At 52.2% G+C, this 15,019-nt stretch carries 12 protein-coding genes; 9 read left to right on the top strand and 3 right to left on the bottom strand.

Annotated features, from left to right (window positions below; genetic code table 11):
• Positions 1-58: 58 nt before the first annotated feature.
• Positions 59-541: a DUF1444 family protein gene (locus Pla110_RS03540; protein ID WP_197440480.1), complete on the top strand. Its 483-nt coding sequence runs from the start codon at positions 59-61 to the stop codon at positions 539-541.
• Positions 542-872: 331 nt separating this feature from the next.
• On the opposite strand, the gene metG is transcribed toward Pla110_RS03540, so the two are convergent.
• Complete coding sequence (gene metG, locus Pla110_RS03545) at positions 873-2,915, bottom strand: methionine--tRNA ligase (RefSeq protein ID WP_144993331.1); 2,043 nt, start codon at positions 2,913-2,915, stop codon at positions 873-875.
• A gap of 479 nt (positions 2,916-3,394) precedes the next feature.
• Here metG and Pla110_RS03550 point away from each other — a divergent pair, with 479 nt between their 5' ends.
• The 3 genes from Pla110_RS03550 (at position 3,395) to Pla110_RS03560 (ending at position 5,687) form a co-directional block, all read left to right on the top strand.
• Entirely contained in the window at positions 3,395-3,769 is a 375-nt protein-coding gene (locus Pla110_RS03550; RefSeq protein ID WP_144993333.1) for an SET domain-containing protein-lysine N-methyltransferase, read from the top strand.
• A 169-nt stretch (positions 3,770-3,938) separates the two neighbouring features.
• Positions 3,939-4,430: a MarR family winged helix-turn-helix transcriptional regulator gene (locus tag Pla110_RS03555; RefSeq protein WP_144993336.1), complete on the top strand. Its 492-nt coding sequence runs from the start codon at positions 3,939-3,941 to the stop codon at positions 4,428-4,430.
• A gap of 132 nt (positions 4,431-4,562) precedes the next feature.
• Positions 4,563-5,687, top strand: a complete 1,125-nt coding sequence (locus tag Pla110_RS03560; RefSeq protein WP_144993338.1) for a sulfite exporter TauE/SafE family protein — start codon at positions 4,563-4,565, stop codon at positions 5,685-5,687.
• Between the two features lie 25 nt (positions 5,688-5,712).
• On the opposite strand, the gene Pla110_RS03565 is transcribed toward Pla110_RS03560, so the two are convergent.
• Entirely contained in the window at positions 5,713-6,453 is a 741-nt protein-coding gene (locus Pla110_RS03565) for a hypothetical protein (RefSeq protein WP_144993340.1), read from the bottom strand.
• Between the two features lie 41 nt (positions 6,454-6,494).
• The gene (locus Pla110_RS03570; protein ID WP_144993342.1) at positions 6,495-7,283 is read right to left on the bottom strand and encodes a PHD finger domain-containing protein; all 789 of its coding nucleotides are present in this window, start codon (positions 7,281-7,283) and stop codon (positions 6,495-6,497) included.
• A gap of 217 nt (positions 7,284-7,500) precedes the next feature.
• On the opposite strand from Pla110_RS03570, the gene Pla110_RS03575 reads away from it, so the two are divergent.
• From Pla110_RS03575 to Pla110_RS03595, 5 genes are all read left to right on the top strand, one after another.
• Positions 7,501-8,295: a SprT-like family protein gene (locus tag Pla110_RS03575; RefSeq protein ID WP_144993344.1), complete on the top strand. Its 795-nt coding sequence runs from the start codon at positions 7,501-7,503 to the stop codon at positions 8,293-8,295.
• A 45-nt stretch (positions 8,296-8,340) separates the two neighbouring features.
• Entirely contained in the window at positions 8,341-9,177 is an 837-nt protein-coding gene (locus Pla110_RS03580) for a phytanoyl-CoA dioxygenase family protein (RefSeq protein WP_144993347.1), read from the top strand.
• Between the two features lie 42 nt (positions 9,178-9,219).
• Positions 9,220-10,395: a radical SAM family heme chaperone HemW gene (hemW, locus tag Pla110_RS03585; protein ID WP_144993348.1), complete on the top strand. Its 1,176-nt coding sequence runs from the start codon at positions 9,220-9,222 to the stop codon at positions 10,393-10,395.
• Between the two features lie 315 nt (positions 10,396-10,710).
• Positions 10,711-11,502 carry an MBL fold metallo-hydrolase gene (locus tag Pla110_RS03590; RefSeq protein ID WP_144993351.1) on the top strand — a complete coding sequence of 264 codons (792 nt, stop codon included), beginning with the start codon at positions 10,711-10,713 and terminating at the stop codon, positions 11,500-11,502.
• Between the two features lie 487 nt (positions 11,503-11,989).
• Positions 11,990-14,890 carry an efflux RND transporter permease subunit gene (locus Pla110_RS03595; protein ID WP_144993353.1) on the top strand — a complete coding sequence of 967 codons (2,901 nt, stop codon included), beginning with the start codon at positions 11,990-11,992 and terminating at the stop codon, positions 14,888-14,890.
• Positions 14,891-15,019: the final 129 nt, after the last annotated feature.

Below are 15,019 nucleotides of genomic sequence, written 5' to 3' on the forward strand. Positions count from 1 at the left end.
CGCAGATTGTTCCGCGCATCAAGCACCGAAATTTTCTCGAAGCTGTTGCTCCACGGGAGTGAGCGACGACGACATACCGTTCACCGAACCTCTCGTCGGCGAACTCCTCATCACATATGCGTTCGATCTCCCCGACACTTTTCAAATGGTTCGCCGTGCGGATCTCACTGAAATAAACGTTATTCCTTCTGAATTACGTAAACTCGCAGTTGAAAATCTCAGGTCGCGCGTGGGCCAAGGCGGCTACCAGGGCGATCCACCTGTGCTGCGTATTGTCCTTGGCGACAATTACGATGCATGCGCCTTATTGTACGATGACTTATGGACAATGCTTGGAGATAAAATCCCACCCAACTTGATCGTCGGCGTTCCGCATCGCGATGTCGTTCTTCTCACGACGACCGCATCGACGAATGGCGGCCTTGAACAGATACGTGCGATGGTAAACGAATTCCATGCGACAGACGATGTCCACGGACTGACTCGCGATTTGTTCGTGCGGCGTGATGGTCGCTGGGAAGTGTTCGAAAAGGCGAGCTAACCAAGCGGTAAACGGGAGTCGCCGCTGACGCGGGTTTGCAAATCATAGTTTCTTGGCGGCGACCTCGTTACCTCCGCCGTTGGGTAGACGAAACAAGGGGATGCAAGTCGAATGAAGAAAGCTCCTAGTCAAGATTCGATCGACGTTACTCGGTCGAGGCGAGCCGGTACTCGGGGCCGGATAGAAACCGATTCAGTATCGCGATCAGACAGGCGAACTACACGAAGCCCTGACCGGAATGAGCGCAGCACTCTAAATCCCGTTGAGACCTCACGGCGCAGAACCACCTCTCCTACCGCTCTCCGCTTACGAAACTCGCCAACACTTTACTCTAATGCACGCGGTGTCCTGGCTTCGCTCCTTCGTCCGGGTTGAGCAGGAAGATTTCTGTGCCGCCGGCACCGGCAGCGGCGACCATGCCTTCGCTCATACCGAATCGCATTTTGCGAGGTTTCAGGTTGGCGACACAGACGACCAACCGGCCGACCAGCTCTTCCGGTGTGTAGGCACTTTTTATTCCGGCGAAGACGTTCCGGGTAACATCGCCCCCCAGGCTGAGAGTCAGTTGCAGCAGTTTGTCGGCCCCTTCAACATGGTTCGCTTCAACGATGCGGGCAACACGCAGGTCGACTTTGAAGAAGTCGTCAATTGTGCATTCCTCGGCCAGTGGTTCCGCTTCGAGTGTTTCAGCACTGTCGTCCCATTGGCTGGCAGGGGAGGGGGCTTCTGCTTCGTTTTCGGCTTTGCTTTCTTCAACCATGGTAGTGATACTCTTTTCTTCTACGCGTTTCAGCATATGTTGATATTTTTCGACCGTATTCCCCGTCAGTGGAGTCTGGCTCTGGGCCCAGTCGGTAATAGGTTCGTTTAACAATTCGCCCGTCTTCCGGGCAATTTCGGGCAGCACGGGAGAGAGGTAGACGACGACCTGACGAAACAGGTTGATCGCGACGGAGCAAACGTCCTGTAGCTCGGTCTCTTTCTCCGGATCTTTTCGCAGGACCCAGGGCTGGTTATCTTCGACGTATTTATTCGCCCGGTCGGCCTGCGCCATGATGAGCCGCACCGCCTGCGAGTACTCGCAGTGTTCGTAATGCTTGGCGATCTGTTCCCCTTCTTCCGCCGCCTGCTGGAACAGGCCGCCATCGTCCGGATAGGTATCACAAAGTGTTTTGCCGGAGATGAACTTGGCTGCGCGGGAGGCGATGTTCACAACCTTACCGACCAAGTCTGAATTGACCTTCTCGGTGAAGTCCTGAAAGTTCAGGTCGAGGTCGTCCAACCGGCTGCCGAGTTTGCTGGCGAAGTAGTATCGCAGGAAGGTGCTGTCGATATGTTTCTCGTAGGTGGACGCTTTGATGAACGTCCCCTTGGACTTCGACATCTTCTCACCATCCACGGTTAGAAATCCGTGAATATGTACCTTGGTCGGCAGGTTGAACCCGGCCGTCTTCAGCATGGCGGGCCAGAACAGGGTATGGAAGTAGGTAATGTCTTTACCGATGAAATGGTGAATCTCGGTGTCCGGGTTCTTCCACCAGTCTTCTGTTTTTTGATCGTGGGCGGCACACCAGTCATCCGTTGAACCGATATACCCGATTGGAGCATCGAACCAGACGTACCAGCAATTGTTGGTGCTATCAGGGATTTCAAATCCGAAGTACGGTTTCGGACGGGAGATATCCCAGTCCCGGAGTTCATTTCCGAGGAAGTGTCCTTTCAGATAATTGGCAACTTCTTCCTGCAGGTGCTCGCCACTTTGCGTCCACTGTTCGAGGAAATCATGCAACTGTTCAATTTGAATGAACAGCTGCGTCGTCTGTTTCATAATGGGTGTGGATCCCGAGAGCGTACTCACCGGGTCGATCAGTTCATCGGGGGTATAGGTTGAACCACATTTATCGCAATTGTCCCCATATTGATCGGGTGATTTGCACTTCGGGCAAGTCCCTTTGACGAAACGGTCCGCGAGGAAGATCCCTTCCTGCTCGTCAAAAGGTCGGGTCACCTCGGCTTCGACGACACGGCCCGCTTCGCGGTGGGCGGCCCAGATTTCGTTACAGTATTTCCGGTTGGAGTCGCTGTTAGTGCTACCGTAGTTATCGAACTCGATCTGGAATTTGGCGAAGTCGGCCTGATGGGCTTCGCTCATTTCGGCGATCAATTCTTCTTCACTGCGGCCTTCCTGTCGGGCGCGCATCATGATGGCGGTGCCGTGGGTATCGTCGGCACAGACAAAGAGACATTGATGACCACGCAGTTTCTGAAAACGGACCCAGATATCGGTCTGAATGTATTCGACCAGATGTCCGATGTGAATATGTCCGTTCGCATACGGCAACGCGGCGGTTACCAGGATGCGGCGATTCGTCATGAACAGGATTCCATTCGGTTTAGCTAAAGAGAGCGGCAGAAGTCAGAAACATAGAATTGAGAAACAGCGACCTCGCTCGAAGATCAATAGAGCAGATCATCCGGGGCGAATGCGGCGCATTTTAGTCGAGACCCCTGTCTGGTCGCAATAAGGCCCGGTAGCAATGAGGGCCAACCGGCAAAATACAGGTCTCGCATATCCTGACTGTCATGAAAAACAACCCGCTGCGGGAGGAGACTCCGAACAAAAAGGGGCGGTTCGCTTGAAATTCTTATTAATCTAACCATTATTTGTGTGAATCGGTGCGGCAGCCTCTTATCCTGTCTCCCGGACTAGAAGCTTCCGTCTCCGCAGCCAACCCTGTTCAGGACTGCTTCACAAACGGAAAATGCTCAAGAAATGAAGCGTTTTCAAGTCTCGGGCATCCCTCCACCAGACCTCAACATCAGATAGACATCCCTGGAAAACAAGAAACCATCATGAGCTTCAAACAATCGGAGTGGGTCAAAGTCAAAAAGGTGAAAGGGAAGGGCCGCGGAATCTTTGCGCGGAAGTTTATCCCTGAAGGAACTGTCATCGAGAAAGTCCCCGTGCTGGTCATGCAGGCGGAAGATACCTACGGAACGTTCATCGAAGACTACGTCTTTGAATGGGGTAAAGATACAGTCGCGCTGGCGCTGGGGTATGGTTCGCTCTACAACCATTCCTACAAAGCGAACTGCCGCTACGAAGATGTCGGACGCCAGTCTAAAGCCTACATCGCGGAACGAGACATAGAAAAAGGGGAAGAAGTCACCATCAACTACAACGGCTCCCCCAACGACAAAACTCGCATGGCCTTCGACGTGAAGTAAGGCTGCCTTAGAGCCCGCGTTCTCGCCAATCCTTGTGCTGAATTCCACCGATCGCCACGACGGTCACGCTGCGCGGGTGGGAGGTTTTTTTTCGACCCGACTTGGGGAGTCTGCCGCGTATTTATATAGACGTCTTGACAATAGTTGTTGAAACAATTAATTTGTCTTCATGTCCACTCCATCGATAAATCCAACGGAAAATCTGCCCTCGTTCGACTCGACCGAGCAAGAGGTCTATCTGCACCTGTGGCGTACCTACGACCGCTTGAAAGTGGTCGAGGACGAGCTTTTCGGTCGCTACGACCTTTCCGCGCAGCAGTACAACGCGCTCCGGTTGCTGGAGGCAGCCTCTCCTGAGGGGACCCGGACGATGGAACTCGGGCGGCAATTGATTTCCCGCATGCCCGACACGACTCGCATGCTGGATCGTTTAGAGAAGCGTGGACTGATTAAGCGTCGGCGTCTAATCGACAACCGCCGTGTTGTGGAAGTGGTGATCACTGTAGCCGGGAGAAACTTACTCCAGGAAATGTCCCAGTCAGTCGTCGCCATGCATGACCTTCAACTCGGGCACCTCAGTCCTCAGCAGCAGAAGCAGCTCATCAAATTGCTCAAACTGGCACGGGGCCCTCACGAAGATCACCAATGTGACTGGCTCTGACACAAAATTTTAAATGTGACTGGCTCTGACACAAGATGTTAAGTGTGACTGGCTCTGAACTGAACGAACCTGCCTCGCTTTCGACCTGCATCCCTGCGATTAATTAACAGCCTGCTTGAGAGTACACCACTGATGACCAATCAAGTTCAATCCAGTGCTTTAAAGGAAGGGGCACGTAGTTCTTCCAGTTCCCTGAAACAACCTTCCGGACGACGGTGGCCATTCGGGTTATGGCTGGCGGTGTTCTACACCGTCTGGCTCGGCATCGTGATCACGGGTGATTATTGGGAGACGGTTTTTTCGCACTGGCCCATCGCTTTGTCGATGGCATTCGGCTCTTACATCGCCGGGTCAACACCGATGGGAGGCGGAACAGTGGGCTTCCCTGTCCTGGTTTTGCTGTTTGATATGCCCGGTTCCCTGGGAAGAAACTTCGGCCTTGCGGTGCAGTCGATCGGTATGGTTTCGGCTGGCATCTACATTCTTTCCGCCCGTCGTCCAGTGGATTGGGGTCTGTTGCGACCGGCCTTTATAGGTGCATTAATAGGAACTCCTCTCGGTGCCGCGACTGTCGCCCCCTTCGTTCCCGATTTGTGGGTCAAGCTGACCTTCGCCATCGTCTGGTGCAGCTTTGGAATCCTGCATGTTATGAAAATCAACGAGCTGGTGGCTGTTCAGGGAGAGAACGATCGCTGGCGTAGCCAGGACCGCGTCATTGGTTTTGGTATCGGCGTTTTCGGCGGTGTGGTCGCCTCAGTCACGGGTGTCGGGATCGATATGATCGTTTATGCAGTTCTCGTCCTGTTGTACCGGGCCGACTTAAAGATCGCGATTCCGACCTCCGTTATTCTGATGGCCGTTGCTTCGGTAATCGGCATTGCCTCAAACGCCATGCTCTCCCGCATCAATCCGGGACTGTATTATCTCGATCCAGAGGTCTTCGCCAACTGGCTGGCAGCCGCTCCTGTCGTCGCATTGGGAGCCCCGTTGGGCGCTCTCGTTGTCGATCGTATTTCTCGCAAACCGACGCTACTGATCGTCTCGTTCCTCTGCATTATGCAATTCATCTGGACCATCATTAACGAGGGGGTCACCGGGTTCGCTCTGGTGGGGGCGATCCTCGCCGTGCTGGCAGTCAACTTCGGTTTCCACGTTATGTATCAGTGGGGACGTGGCGAAAAAATCATTGAGGAAGATGTTCTGGAGCCCTCTAGCCACGTCAAAGTCGAAACCGCGAGCGAGGACATCTCCTCTTGAAAAAACGCAGATTTAGAGGAGGCTATCAACCAATTTCCCCTGCTACGGGAATGTCGGGCATTCCGAGGAATTCTTCGAGCTTGCGCTCGACGACGATTGCTTCCTGTTTCGACTGCAGGCCAGTCATCACAGGACGAGTTGAATTATCTGTCATCAAGGCGTAAACGTTGTAGAAAGTGGTCGCGCCGTATGGTTTATTAGAGTGAACGTATTTCTGATCATGTTCCTCGGTACTGTAAAACTGCTTGATCCTATTGAGGCGAATGAGTAGCGGCTTGCCGCCGTATCCCTGAGGCTGATATCGCAATCCCTGATCTTTGATCACTTTGATGTTGCGCTCACGAATCTGACTATTGCTTTTCGCGATCCCGAACAGGATGCTTCCAGCGACAATCAACATCATCAGCAAGGGAGCTAATATGCAAATTGGTGGCGCGCCAATATTCCTTGCTACCGACCCGAAGAAAATCAGGAATAAGACTGCCGCAATACCTCCCAGGATCGAGACGACCGTTAGAACTCCGTCAGAATTAGCACCTGGATTAACGGTAATCGTCAGGGTATCACGCAATTGCTCAATCTGCACATTCGAAGGGATGGGGATCTCTATCTGTCGCTCTTCCTTAGTCAACGGTTCCGGTTGCTTCTTTATATCCTCGATCTTCATCCAGGCATCGCAATATTTGCATTTCGCGATACCTACTTCAGTGTTGAGATCCTTATCACTCAAAGGTCCGCCACATTTCAAACACGCGAGAGATTCCAAAGGTCGATCCTTTTCTTCAATTAGTCTGAGAATCACGAGGCTTACTCGATCTCGCCCGGTACCTTTCCAGGCGGGATGCCGAGAAATTCTTCGATGTGACGCTCGATTAAGATCGCGTCATTTCGCTTCGTCAGGTTAGAGATCACCACGGTGGAGTTGTTGTCCCGGGTGAGTGCGTTAACCGCGAAGATCGAATTCATAAAGTGACTCCGGCTTCTTCGGGAATCGCGCGATCTAAATTTCTCGATGCTAGTGCAGTACAGTTGTTGGATCTCTCGGACAGGGATGATCGGTTGTTCTGAACCGAGGATTGGTTTCTGGCAGTACAGGTCTCCATGTTTCTCGACTTTGACCACCTGATCGTTGCCGATATGTTGGAAGACTTTCTGTACCTTTCGCATCGTGAACAAAGCCATCAGTCCCATGGAAACGGGTATGATGGCAAAAACGGGAGGGAAGGGAGAACTTAAGATGAAAAAGGTAATCATGCCGAGAAAGATCAGCGGAACGACGATGAACATGACCGAGCCAACCCCGGCCACTTTCGCGATGGGTAGTAGTGACTTCACAACGATTTCCAGTTCATGCGAATTCCGATTGAACTGAATATTGTCTGGAATGGGCAGGCCGTCGACGGGCGCCTCCCGCAGTGGGTCTTGTAAGTGGAGGCCTTGCTCGTCGAGACGAATCCAAGTGTCGCAGTAAGTACATTGGGCCGCCCCCATTTCTTTATTAATGTCGTCCTCCTTCAGAGGCGCATTGCATTTCGGGCAGGTCATCAATTCCATGTTTTTGTTCTCGTCGTAGGTCGAGGTCATTCCAAGTGACATATTTACAGGGCCTTGTTTATAGCAGGCCTTGTTTATAACAGGTAACGCAAATTCAGTGATATTAGATCACGGTAAAATACGAAAAAACCGCTGTACAAAATATAGCTTCGAAACGGGGGACGAGGCCTGTTTACTATGGAACCGAAGTTGTCGACCAACGCACGCCATTCTATAGTGACGGCTCAATATCCTTACAAACCTTCTAACTGGACAATGGATGAGCCAGGTCTCTTCTCCAAAGCAACAACTGTACGAACTGGCCGCACACCGTGGTTTGTCTGGAAATGATTTTCTGGCATGCAGTTCCGATATCGCGCAGTCGCTGTTGGCAGAATCGGCCTCCTGTTCTTCGGAGCAGTTGGAGCGGCTCACGGCCTCCGACTTGAAAATGCTGTTTCGGCTCTACGACGAGCGTTGCTTCCAGGGTTTATGTCACAAGCTGGTCGCGGCCGAGGGTGCCAAGCTCGATTTTCGCTGTTCCACTCGAATGACTCGCGCGGGGGGGAAAACAACCCGTCGCATCTACCCAGCCAAGGCCCCTTGGCACGGAAAACGGGAATACGAAATCACAGTCTCGAGTTTTTTGCTCCAGGACAACTTTTACGCGGAAAGCCGCCCCATTTCCGTATGCGGGTTCGTATGTGAACATCGGCTCCATGCCCTGCAACGAATTATGGAACATGAAATTGTCCACCTGATCGAAATGCTGTTATGGGAAGGCTCCAGCTGTGCCGCGAAACGGTTTCAGGGGATTGCCTCACGGTGGTTTCAGCATCGGGAATTTAATCATCAACTGATCACCCCTCGTGAGAAAGCCTTGATCGATCATGGAGTTCGGACCGGTTCTACCGTACAATTTGATCATGAGGGCCGCACGTGGGTCGGTGTGGTGAACCGCATCAGCAAACGGGCAACTGTCCTCGTCGCCGATCGTCGTGGAGAACGTTACACCGACGGTCAACGGTATCTTAAATTCTACGTTCCGCTCTCCGCACTGAAGCGGGTAGGCTAGAGCGAACTTTGCTGTCAATTACTCCTCGCTCGCCAGGATTCTCCCATGGTTCATCAATCCGAATTCTCCGTCCTTCCGGAAAACGACCAATTGCGTCAGGTGCTGCGGGATCTTCGATTCGTTCCCGCCGCGAATCCCCATCCCGAGCATTTGACTCAGGAACAGATTCAGCAATTCAATAAATTGGGATACCTTAAAGGCTTTCGAGTTTTTACGACCGAAGAGATGGCCGACATTCGTGGTTACTTCGATCAGCTTCTCGCCAAGGTGATCGCTGAAGGGGGTGACAGTTATTCGATCAGCACCGCCCATCGGAAGTATGGCCGCGTTTGGGATATTCTGACTCATGAGCGAATCACCTGTTTGGTAAATGATCTGCTAGGACCGAATGTGATTGGTTGGGGGTCCCACTTTTTCTGTAAAATGCCGCACGATGGCAAATCGGTCGCCTGGCACCAGGATGCCAGCTACTGGCCACTCACCCCCTCGAAAACGGCGACCGTCTGGTTGGCCATTGATGATGCCGATGTCGAAAATGCCTGCATGCAGTTCCTGCCCGGTTCACATCTGCACGGAGCCATTGACTATCGCGAAAGCGATCAGGAAGAAGGAAATATTCTTAACCAGACCGTAGAAGGAGTTGAAAAGTTTGGGAAACCGGTCAACGTGGAACTGAAAGCGGGAGAGATTTCGATCCATAGCGACATGCTATTGCACGGTTCCGAAGCAAACGAATCCGACCGACGCCGCTGCGGATTAACTCTCCGGTACTGCTCGGCCCACGTGCGAGCACATTTGAACTGGAATGATAAAGGGGTCTATGTTTGCGGTACCGATGATTCCGGTCACTGGGCTAACCAACCCCGCCCAGCCATCGACTAAAGCCTCTCCGCCGACATTCCACTCCGATCTGGTCTTCTTTCCATGAATGAATTTACGCCGACTTCACTGGCTTCACCCGCCCGATTGGGGAAAGACGTACCGAGATCGGCTTACATTCATGTTCCTTTCTGTGTGCATCGTTGTGGTTATTGCGATTTCACTTTGATCGCTGGCCGTGATCAGCTCATGGACGATTACCTGATCGCTCTCGAAAAGGAACTCGAGCGGCAAGTAAAAACTCGTCGAGAAATCGACACCCTCTTTCTGGGCGGTGGTACTCCGTCGCATCTGACGTTGCCGGTGCTGGAAAAACTCTTTTCGCTGCTGAATGAATGGTTCGAACTCGCACCCGGATATGAATTCAGCATGGAAGTGAATCCGGCTGGCCTCCTGGTGGAAAAAATCGATCTGTTCCGAGCGGCGGGCATTAATCGAATCAGTCTTGGTCTTCAGTCGTTTGATAATGAAATTCTCAAAACGCTTGAACGCGATCACAATCGAAATGATATTGAACGGGTCGTCGAGCAGTTGCAGGACCGATTCGAAAACATCTCTTTTGATTTGATCTTCGGCGTCCCCGGTGAGTCGGTCGCTTTGTGGAAAGAAACATTGTCCCGGGCAGTCTCATTAGCTCCACCTCATATCTCCACCTATGGTCTGACGTTTGAGAAAGGGACCGACTTCTGGATACGCCGCGAACGGGGCGAACTGCGGCAACACACCGAGGAAGTCGAACAGGAAATGTATCGTATGTCGATGGAGTATCTGCCGGAGCAGGGGTACGATCAGTACGAGATCTCCAACTTCGCCAAGCCCGGCTTCACCTGCCGCCATAATCAAGTATACTGGAACGGTGCCAGCTACTTTGGTCTGGGGCCCGGAGCCGCCCGCTATCTCGATGGCGTGCGGACGACCAATCATCGCTCCGTCCTGACCTGGCTCAAACGGACTCTGGCTGGAGAATGTGGCGACGGCGAATCGGAAGAATTGAACCCGGAAGAGAAGGCCCGGGAACTAGCAGTCATCCAGTTACGCACGACCGCCGGCATTCCGCTCAAGGAATTTGAGCTTCGCAGCAGTTACGATCTGCTCGAGCTTTCTAGGTCTGTTATCGACAAGTATCACCAGGCTGGCTGGCTGGAGGTGACGGACGAAGTCGTACGCCTAACGCCCGAAGGCCGGTTTGTCGCGGATACGCTGGTTGTTGATTTCTTGTAGGAATTTTGGGACGGAATTCCGTGTTCTCGATTGAGATTTATTCTCATTCCCAGTTGGGCAGGGTGGGAAGCGGGTCGAAATGTTGCCCGCATCGACGGGAAAGTGGTAAGGTTGCCCCAAAGAAGGGTCAGGGCTAAGATTGCCTATAAATCTGCACCTTATTCACTCTGTCAGCTCCCGGATTTGTGTTACCCTTCTGTAAAGGTTGTCATTTTTGACACCGACGCATCCGGTCAGTCGCGTCCGTCTCTGGGCATTTTCTGCCCTGCGACAATGTGGCTCGGTATCAAATAATTGATTTGTCTGGAATTTACGATGATTGAACGCCTGGAACTTTTTCCCAACGTCATTGAGATGAACTATCAAGGCCGCCGCCGACTCGGGTGCTGCGTCTATCTGGTATTTCATGAATCCGACTGGATGCTGATTGATATCGGTTACGAAGACACCACCGACGAAATCATCGAGATGATCCGGAAACTCGATTTTCCGCTTGCTAATTGCAAATATCTCGTGGCGACCCATGCGGATGTCGACCACATTCAAGGTTTGAAACGGGCCAAAGAACTACTGCCCAACTCCAAAATTGTCGGCCACCCCGACACGGCAGAGGCGCTCTCTCGGGGCGATCGCGTAATTACTTACGCCGAGATCGAAGCGCAGGGAATTTCCATCGATCTTCCCAAGATCGAAATCGATGAGCAAATTAACGAGGGCGACAAATTAACGCTGGGATCGCTCGAAATCGAAGTCTGGCATACGCCCGGACACACCAATGGCCAACTCGCATTCCGTCTGGAAAATCTCCTCTTTTCGGGCGACAACATCTATCGCGACGGATGCGTCGGTAACATCGACGCCCACCATGGTTCGGACATTCCCGATTTCATCGAGTCGCTGAAACGGATCAAATCGAGTAACATTGAATGGTTGCTTCCCAGTCATGGTCCAGTTTTCCGCAAAAATGATGAACAACTGCAAAAAACGATCGAACGGTTGACAGAGTATCAGCATATGGCTGATTTCGGCACCTGCGCCGTCGACTGGCCCTTACTCGAAGAGTGGGATAAAGAGCTGCTCGAAGGGTTTGATCCCGATAAGGCCTAATCTCCCCAGGTTTTCTGGTTTGACACCATTGCTGTCTTCTCGGGGAACTATTTTTCCGTCTCGACCACTCCAGGCCGCTCTGGGAAAGTTTTGACTTTGCAATATTTACCTCGTTCGGGCACAATACGCTTTTCCGAGGAAGAGGTGAATATTTCACCCGTCTTAATTAAACCTGCATCCTTTCAGCAAATTAATGGACTGAACACTGCTGAGTCATTGCTTCCGGAAATTCGAAAAGCGCGCGTGAGATGGAGATCCTTTGTCGGCTTTTCCGCATTATCTCGTTAGCTCCGCCCTTCGACATTCAACAGGACGTCGATTCCGCTTGTGCAGCTCCGCCCCCTTATTAGACAGGATCGGTGCAGGGTCTGGTTGGCCCTGTAAAGACGAAGAGATCGAACGGAAGAGAGTCATTGGATTGACTTCGTTTCCGACCGGACGACCTCCCGGATATCAAAATTACCACGCTACGACAGGATAAGATTGAATGTCGAATTTTTTTGACAAGCGCGATCCATGGGGCAATGGAGTCTCACTATGGGTCATACTGGCGATGGTCTTGTTTGTCCCGCTTATTTTTCTATCGCTCAAAAATATCGAACTCGAAAACGATGTCGCGGGCTGGTTACCCGATGAGGATCCCCAGTCACGTGTCCTGAACTGGTACAGCGATCACTTTCCGATCAAAGACACGCTGCTTATTTCATGGGATCATTGTTCGCTCGACGATCCACGGATCAATCTGTTCGTGCATCAATTGCGCGGTATTCAGAAATCAACTGGCGAATGGTACGACGGAAACCCATACGTCGCCGAAGTTCATTCTCCATTAGAAGCCTTACGTAAAATTGCTGGTCAGGGCGTCGAGCCTGAAGAGGCCCTCGATCGCATGACGGGTGTTCTGGTTGGTCCCGGGCTGCTACGCGTCAAATTGACGGAGGCGGGGGAAACCCATCTCAAACAAGTGCAGGAAGAAATCCGCACACGCGCCAAAGCAGAACTGGGAGTTGACGTATATTTTGAGGCGCCAGACCATATCGTCACCGCCGAAGAATTACACCAGAAAGTTTCTCAGAAATTACTCGCCCGCGCCGAACATGGGTTTTCCGCTGGCGATTACCTCCAACTGGAAGACTTCGACGACGAAGAAAAGCCAGAGCCTACGGAAAATCGTGATGAGCAGGAGCTGGCCGCGGAAGAGTTTATGAACCCGCAGCCCTATGACTTCCAGATTGGCTGGGAGTTGATGCATGTTCGCCGTGAGCTGGGCGAGCAGGTCAAACAGCTGGTCGCGAATATCAAAACAACGCAGTTCCCCGATGAAACACCTGTTGCCAGCACGTTCTATACGCCTGGCTCGCGCGTTGCTCTTTCGCTGACACTTTCGCATTACGCGAAACCGGAAACGGACCAGTCCGACGCCAAAAAAGCGGCGATGAAAAGTCTCAAGGAAGATGCCCTGGCGTGTGGAATCCCTCCCGAATCACTGCGATTAGGAGGAAGTCCCTACGCGAGTGCGGAACTGAGCCAATACGTTCATAAAGCAATTGATAATCCGGAGGCAATCGAGTCCGGTCAGTATGCCAAAGTCAGTCCGATTGGTATGTCGACATTGGTTGCGGTGATCCTTGCCTTTGTGATGCTTCGCAGCTTCCGTCTGGCGGCGCTGGTGCTGATCGTTTCGTTATACACGACGCTTCTGACTGTCTCGTTCGTGCCCCTCTCGGGAGGCAACTTGAACATGGTCCTGATCGTCATGCCGACCTTATTGACGGTGTTGACGCTTTCGGCCGCGATTCATGTGGCGAACTACTGGAAGCATGCTGCCCATGAAAATATCCATACTGCCGTCGTGCAGTCCGTGCGGATGGCGTGGCAACCTTGTGCCCTGGCGAGTGTCACGACGGCAATAGGTCTTCTGTCTCTTTCGACGAGTCCTCTCAGCCCTGTACGTGATTTCGGAATCTATTCGGCGATCGGCTGTCTTGTTTCACTCGTCATGGTGTTATTCGGTTTACCGGCTCTGCTGCAGTACTGGCCTGCACATCCTCCCAAAATTCAGGAAGTCAATCGATCACCGTGGCGGCGATTAGCTAATGGTTTGTACAAGGCCCGCACGCCTGTAACCATTGCCTGTTTAGCTCTGATGATTGGGGCAAGCTGGGGACTGAATTACTTCACTACTGAAACCAAAGTTATTCGATACTTCCCCGAAGGCGCTAAAATCGTCGCGGACTATAACTATCTGGAAGAAAACCTGGCGGGCATCATTCCGATTGATACCGTGTTGATTTTCGATAGCAAAACACAAGAAGAAAGTCAGTTCTGGGAACGACTCGAACTGGTTCGGCATGTCCAGGAATCGATTAAATCGCACTCTGAAATCAGCGGCACTATTTCACTCGCCACCTTCCAGGCCAAAGTCGATCCTCCTTCCCGGGACGAAAGTGTTTTCAAACGCCGGATGTACTTCAAACGATTGAACTCCATCAAAGATGTTGTTTTGAAACCGGATGACGAAACCGGAAACCCCCATGAAGCGTTGAAATACTTCAACGTGGCGAACGAGGCGACCGAGTTTAACGAAGTCGGGGATGAACTGTGGAAAGTCTCTGCACAGGTCTCAATTATGTCCGACATGGACTACGGGGTATTGACTGAACAACTGAATCAGAAGATCACCGAAGCCTTGCAGGCAGACCAGGAACAGGTTGCCGATGTTGATTATCGTATTACAGGTATGGTTCCTCTCTTCCTGCGGACACAGCAAGCAGTACTTGAGAGTCTGATCAGCAGCTTCGGTCTGGCTTTCCTGCTTATCGGCGGGGTGATGATTATTCTGTTGAAAAGCCCCCTCGCCGGTCTCCTGACCATGCTCCCGAATATTCTGCCGATTGGCGTTGTCTTCGGTTTGATTTCCTGGGCCGGCATGCCGGTGGATATCGGAACAATGATTACCGCGTCCGTTGCTCTGGGAATTGCTGTCGATGGTACGCTCCATTTGCTGACCTGGTTCCGCGAAGGAATCACAGAAGGGATGACGCGTCAGGAATCGATCGTGCAGGCACTCGAGCATTGTGGTCCCGCCATGTGGCATACGTCGGCTGTGGTCGGCATTAGCCTCTTGATGTTAGCTCCAGCCGATCTACTCCTTGTCTCTCGCTTCGGTTGGTTAATGGCCTCTCTCGTCGGTATGGCACTCGTTGCAGACATTATCTTTTTACCCGCATTGCTCGCGGGCCCCCTGGGGGCCTTGATCGAGAGAACCGTGCGGAAAGATCCGATGTCCAGTGGCCAACCTCAGAGCGAAGAGAAAACCCGCGAACGCAGTTTCCGAATCGTGTCCACTCCGGAAGAGGAAAAAAGGGCGACCGAAGAAGCGGGTTAAACTCTGCTTCTCGATTTTCACACGAGTATCGCCAAAGTCCCGCAGACTGCGTATAATACGCCTGTCGTTGGCTGTGGCGTTTGCACGTTAAGCATCCGTTCTGTGCCCTTTTCTGAGCTATTGGTCTAT

Source organism: Polystyrenella longa (assembly GCF_007750395.1).
GTDB classification, from domain to species: Bacteria; Planctomycetota; Planctomycetia; order Planctomycetales; family Planctomycetaceae; genus Polystyrenella; species Polystyrenella longa.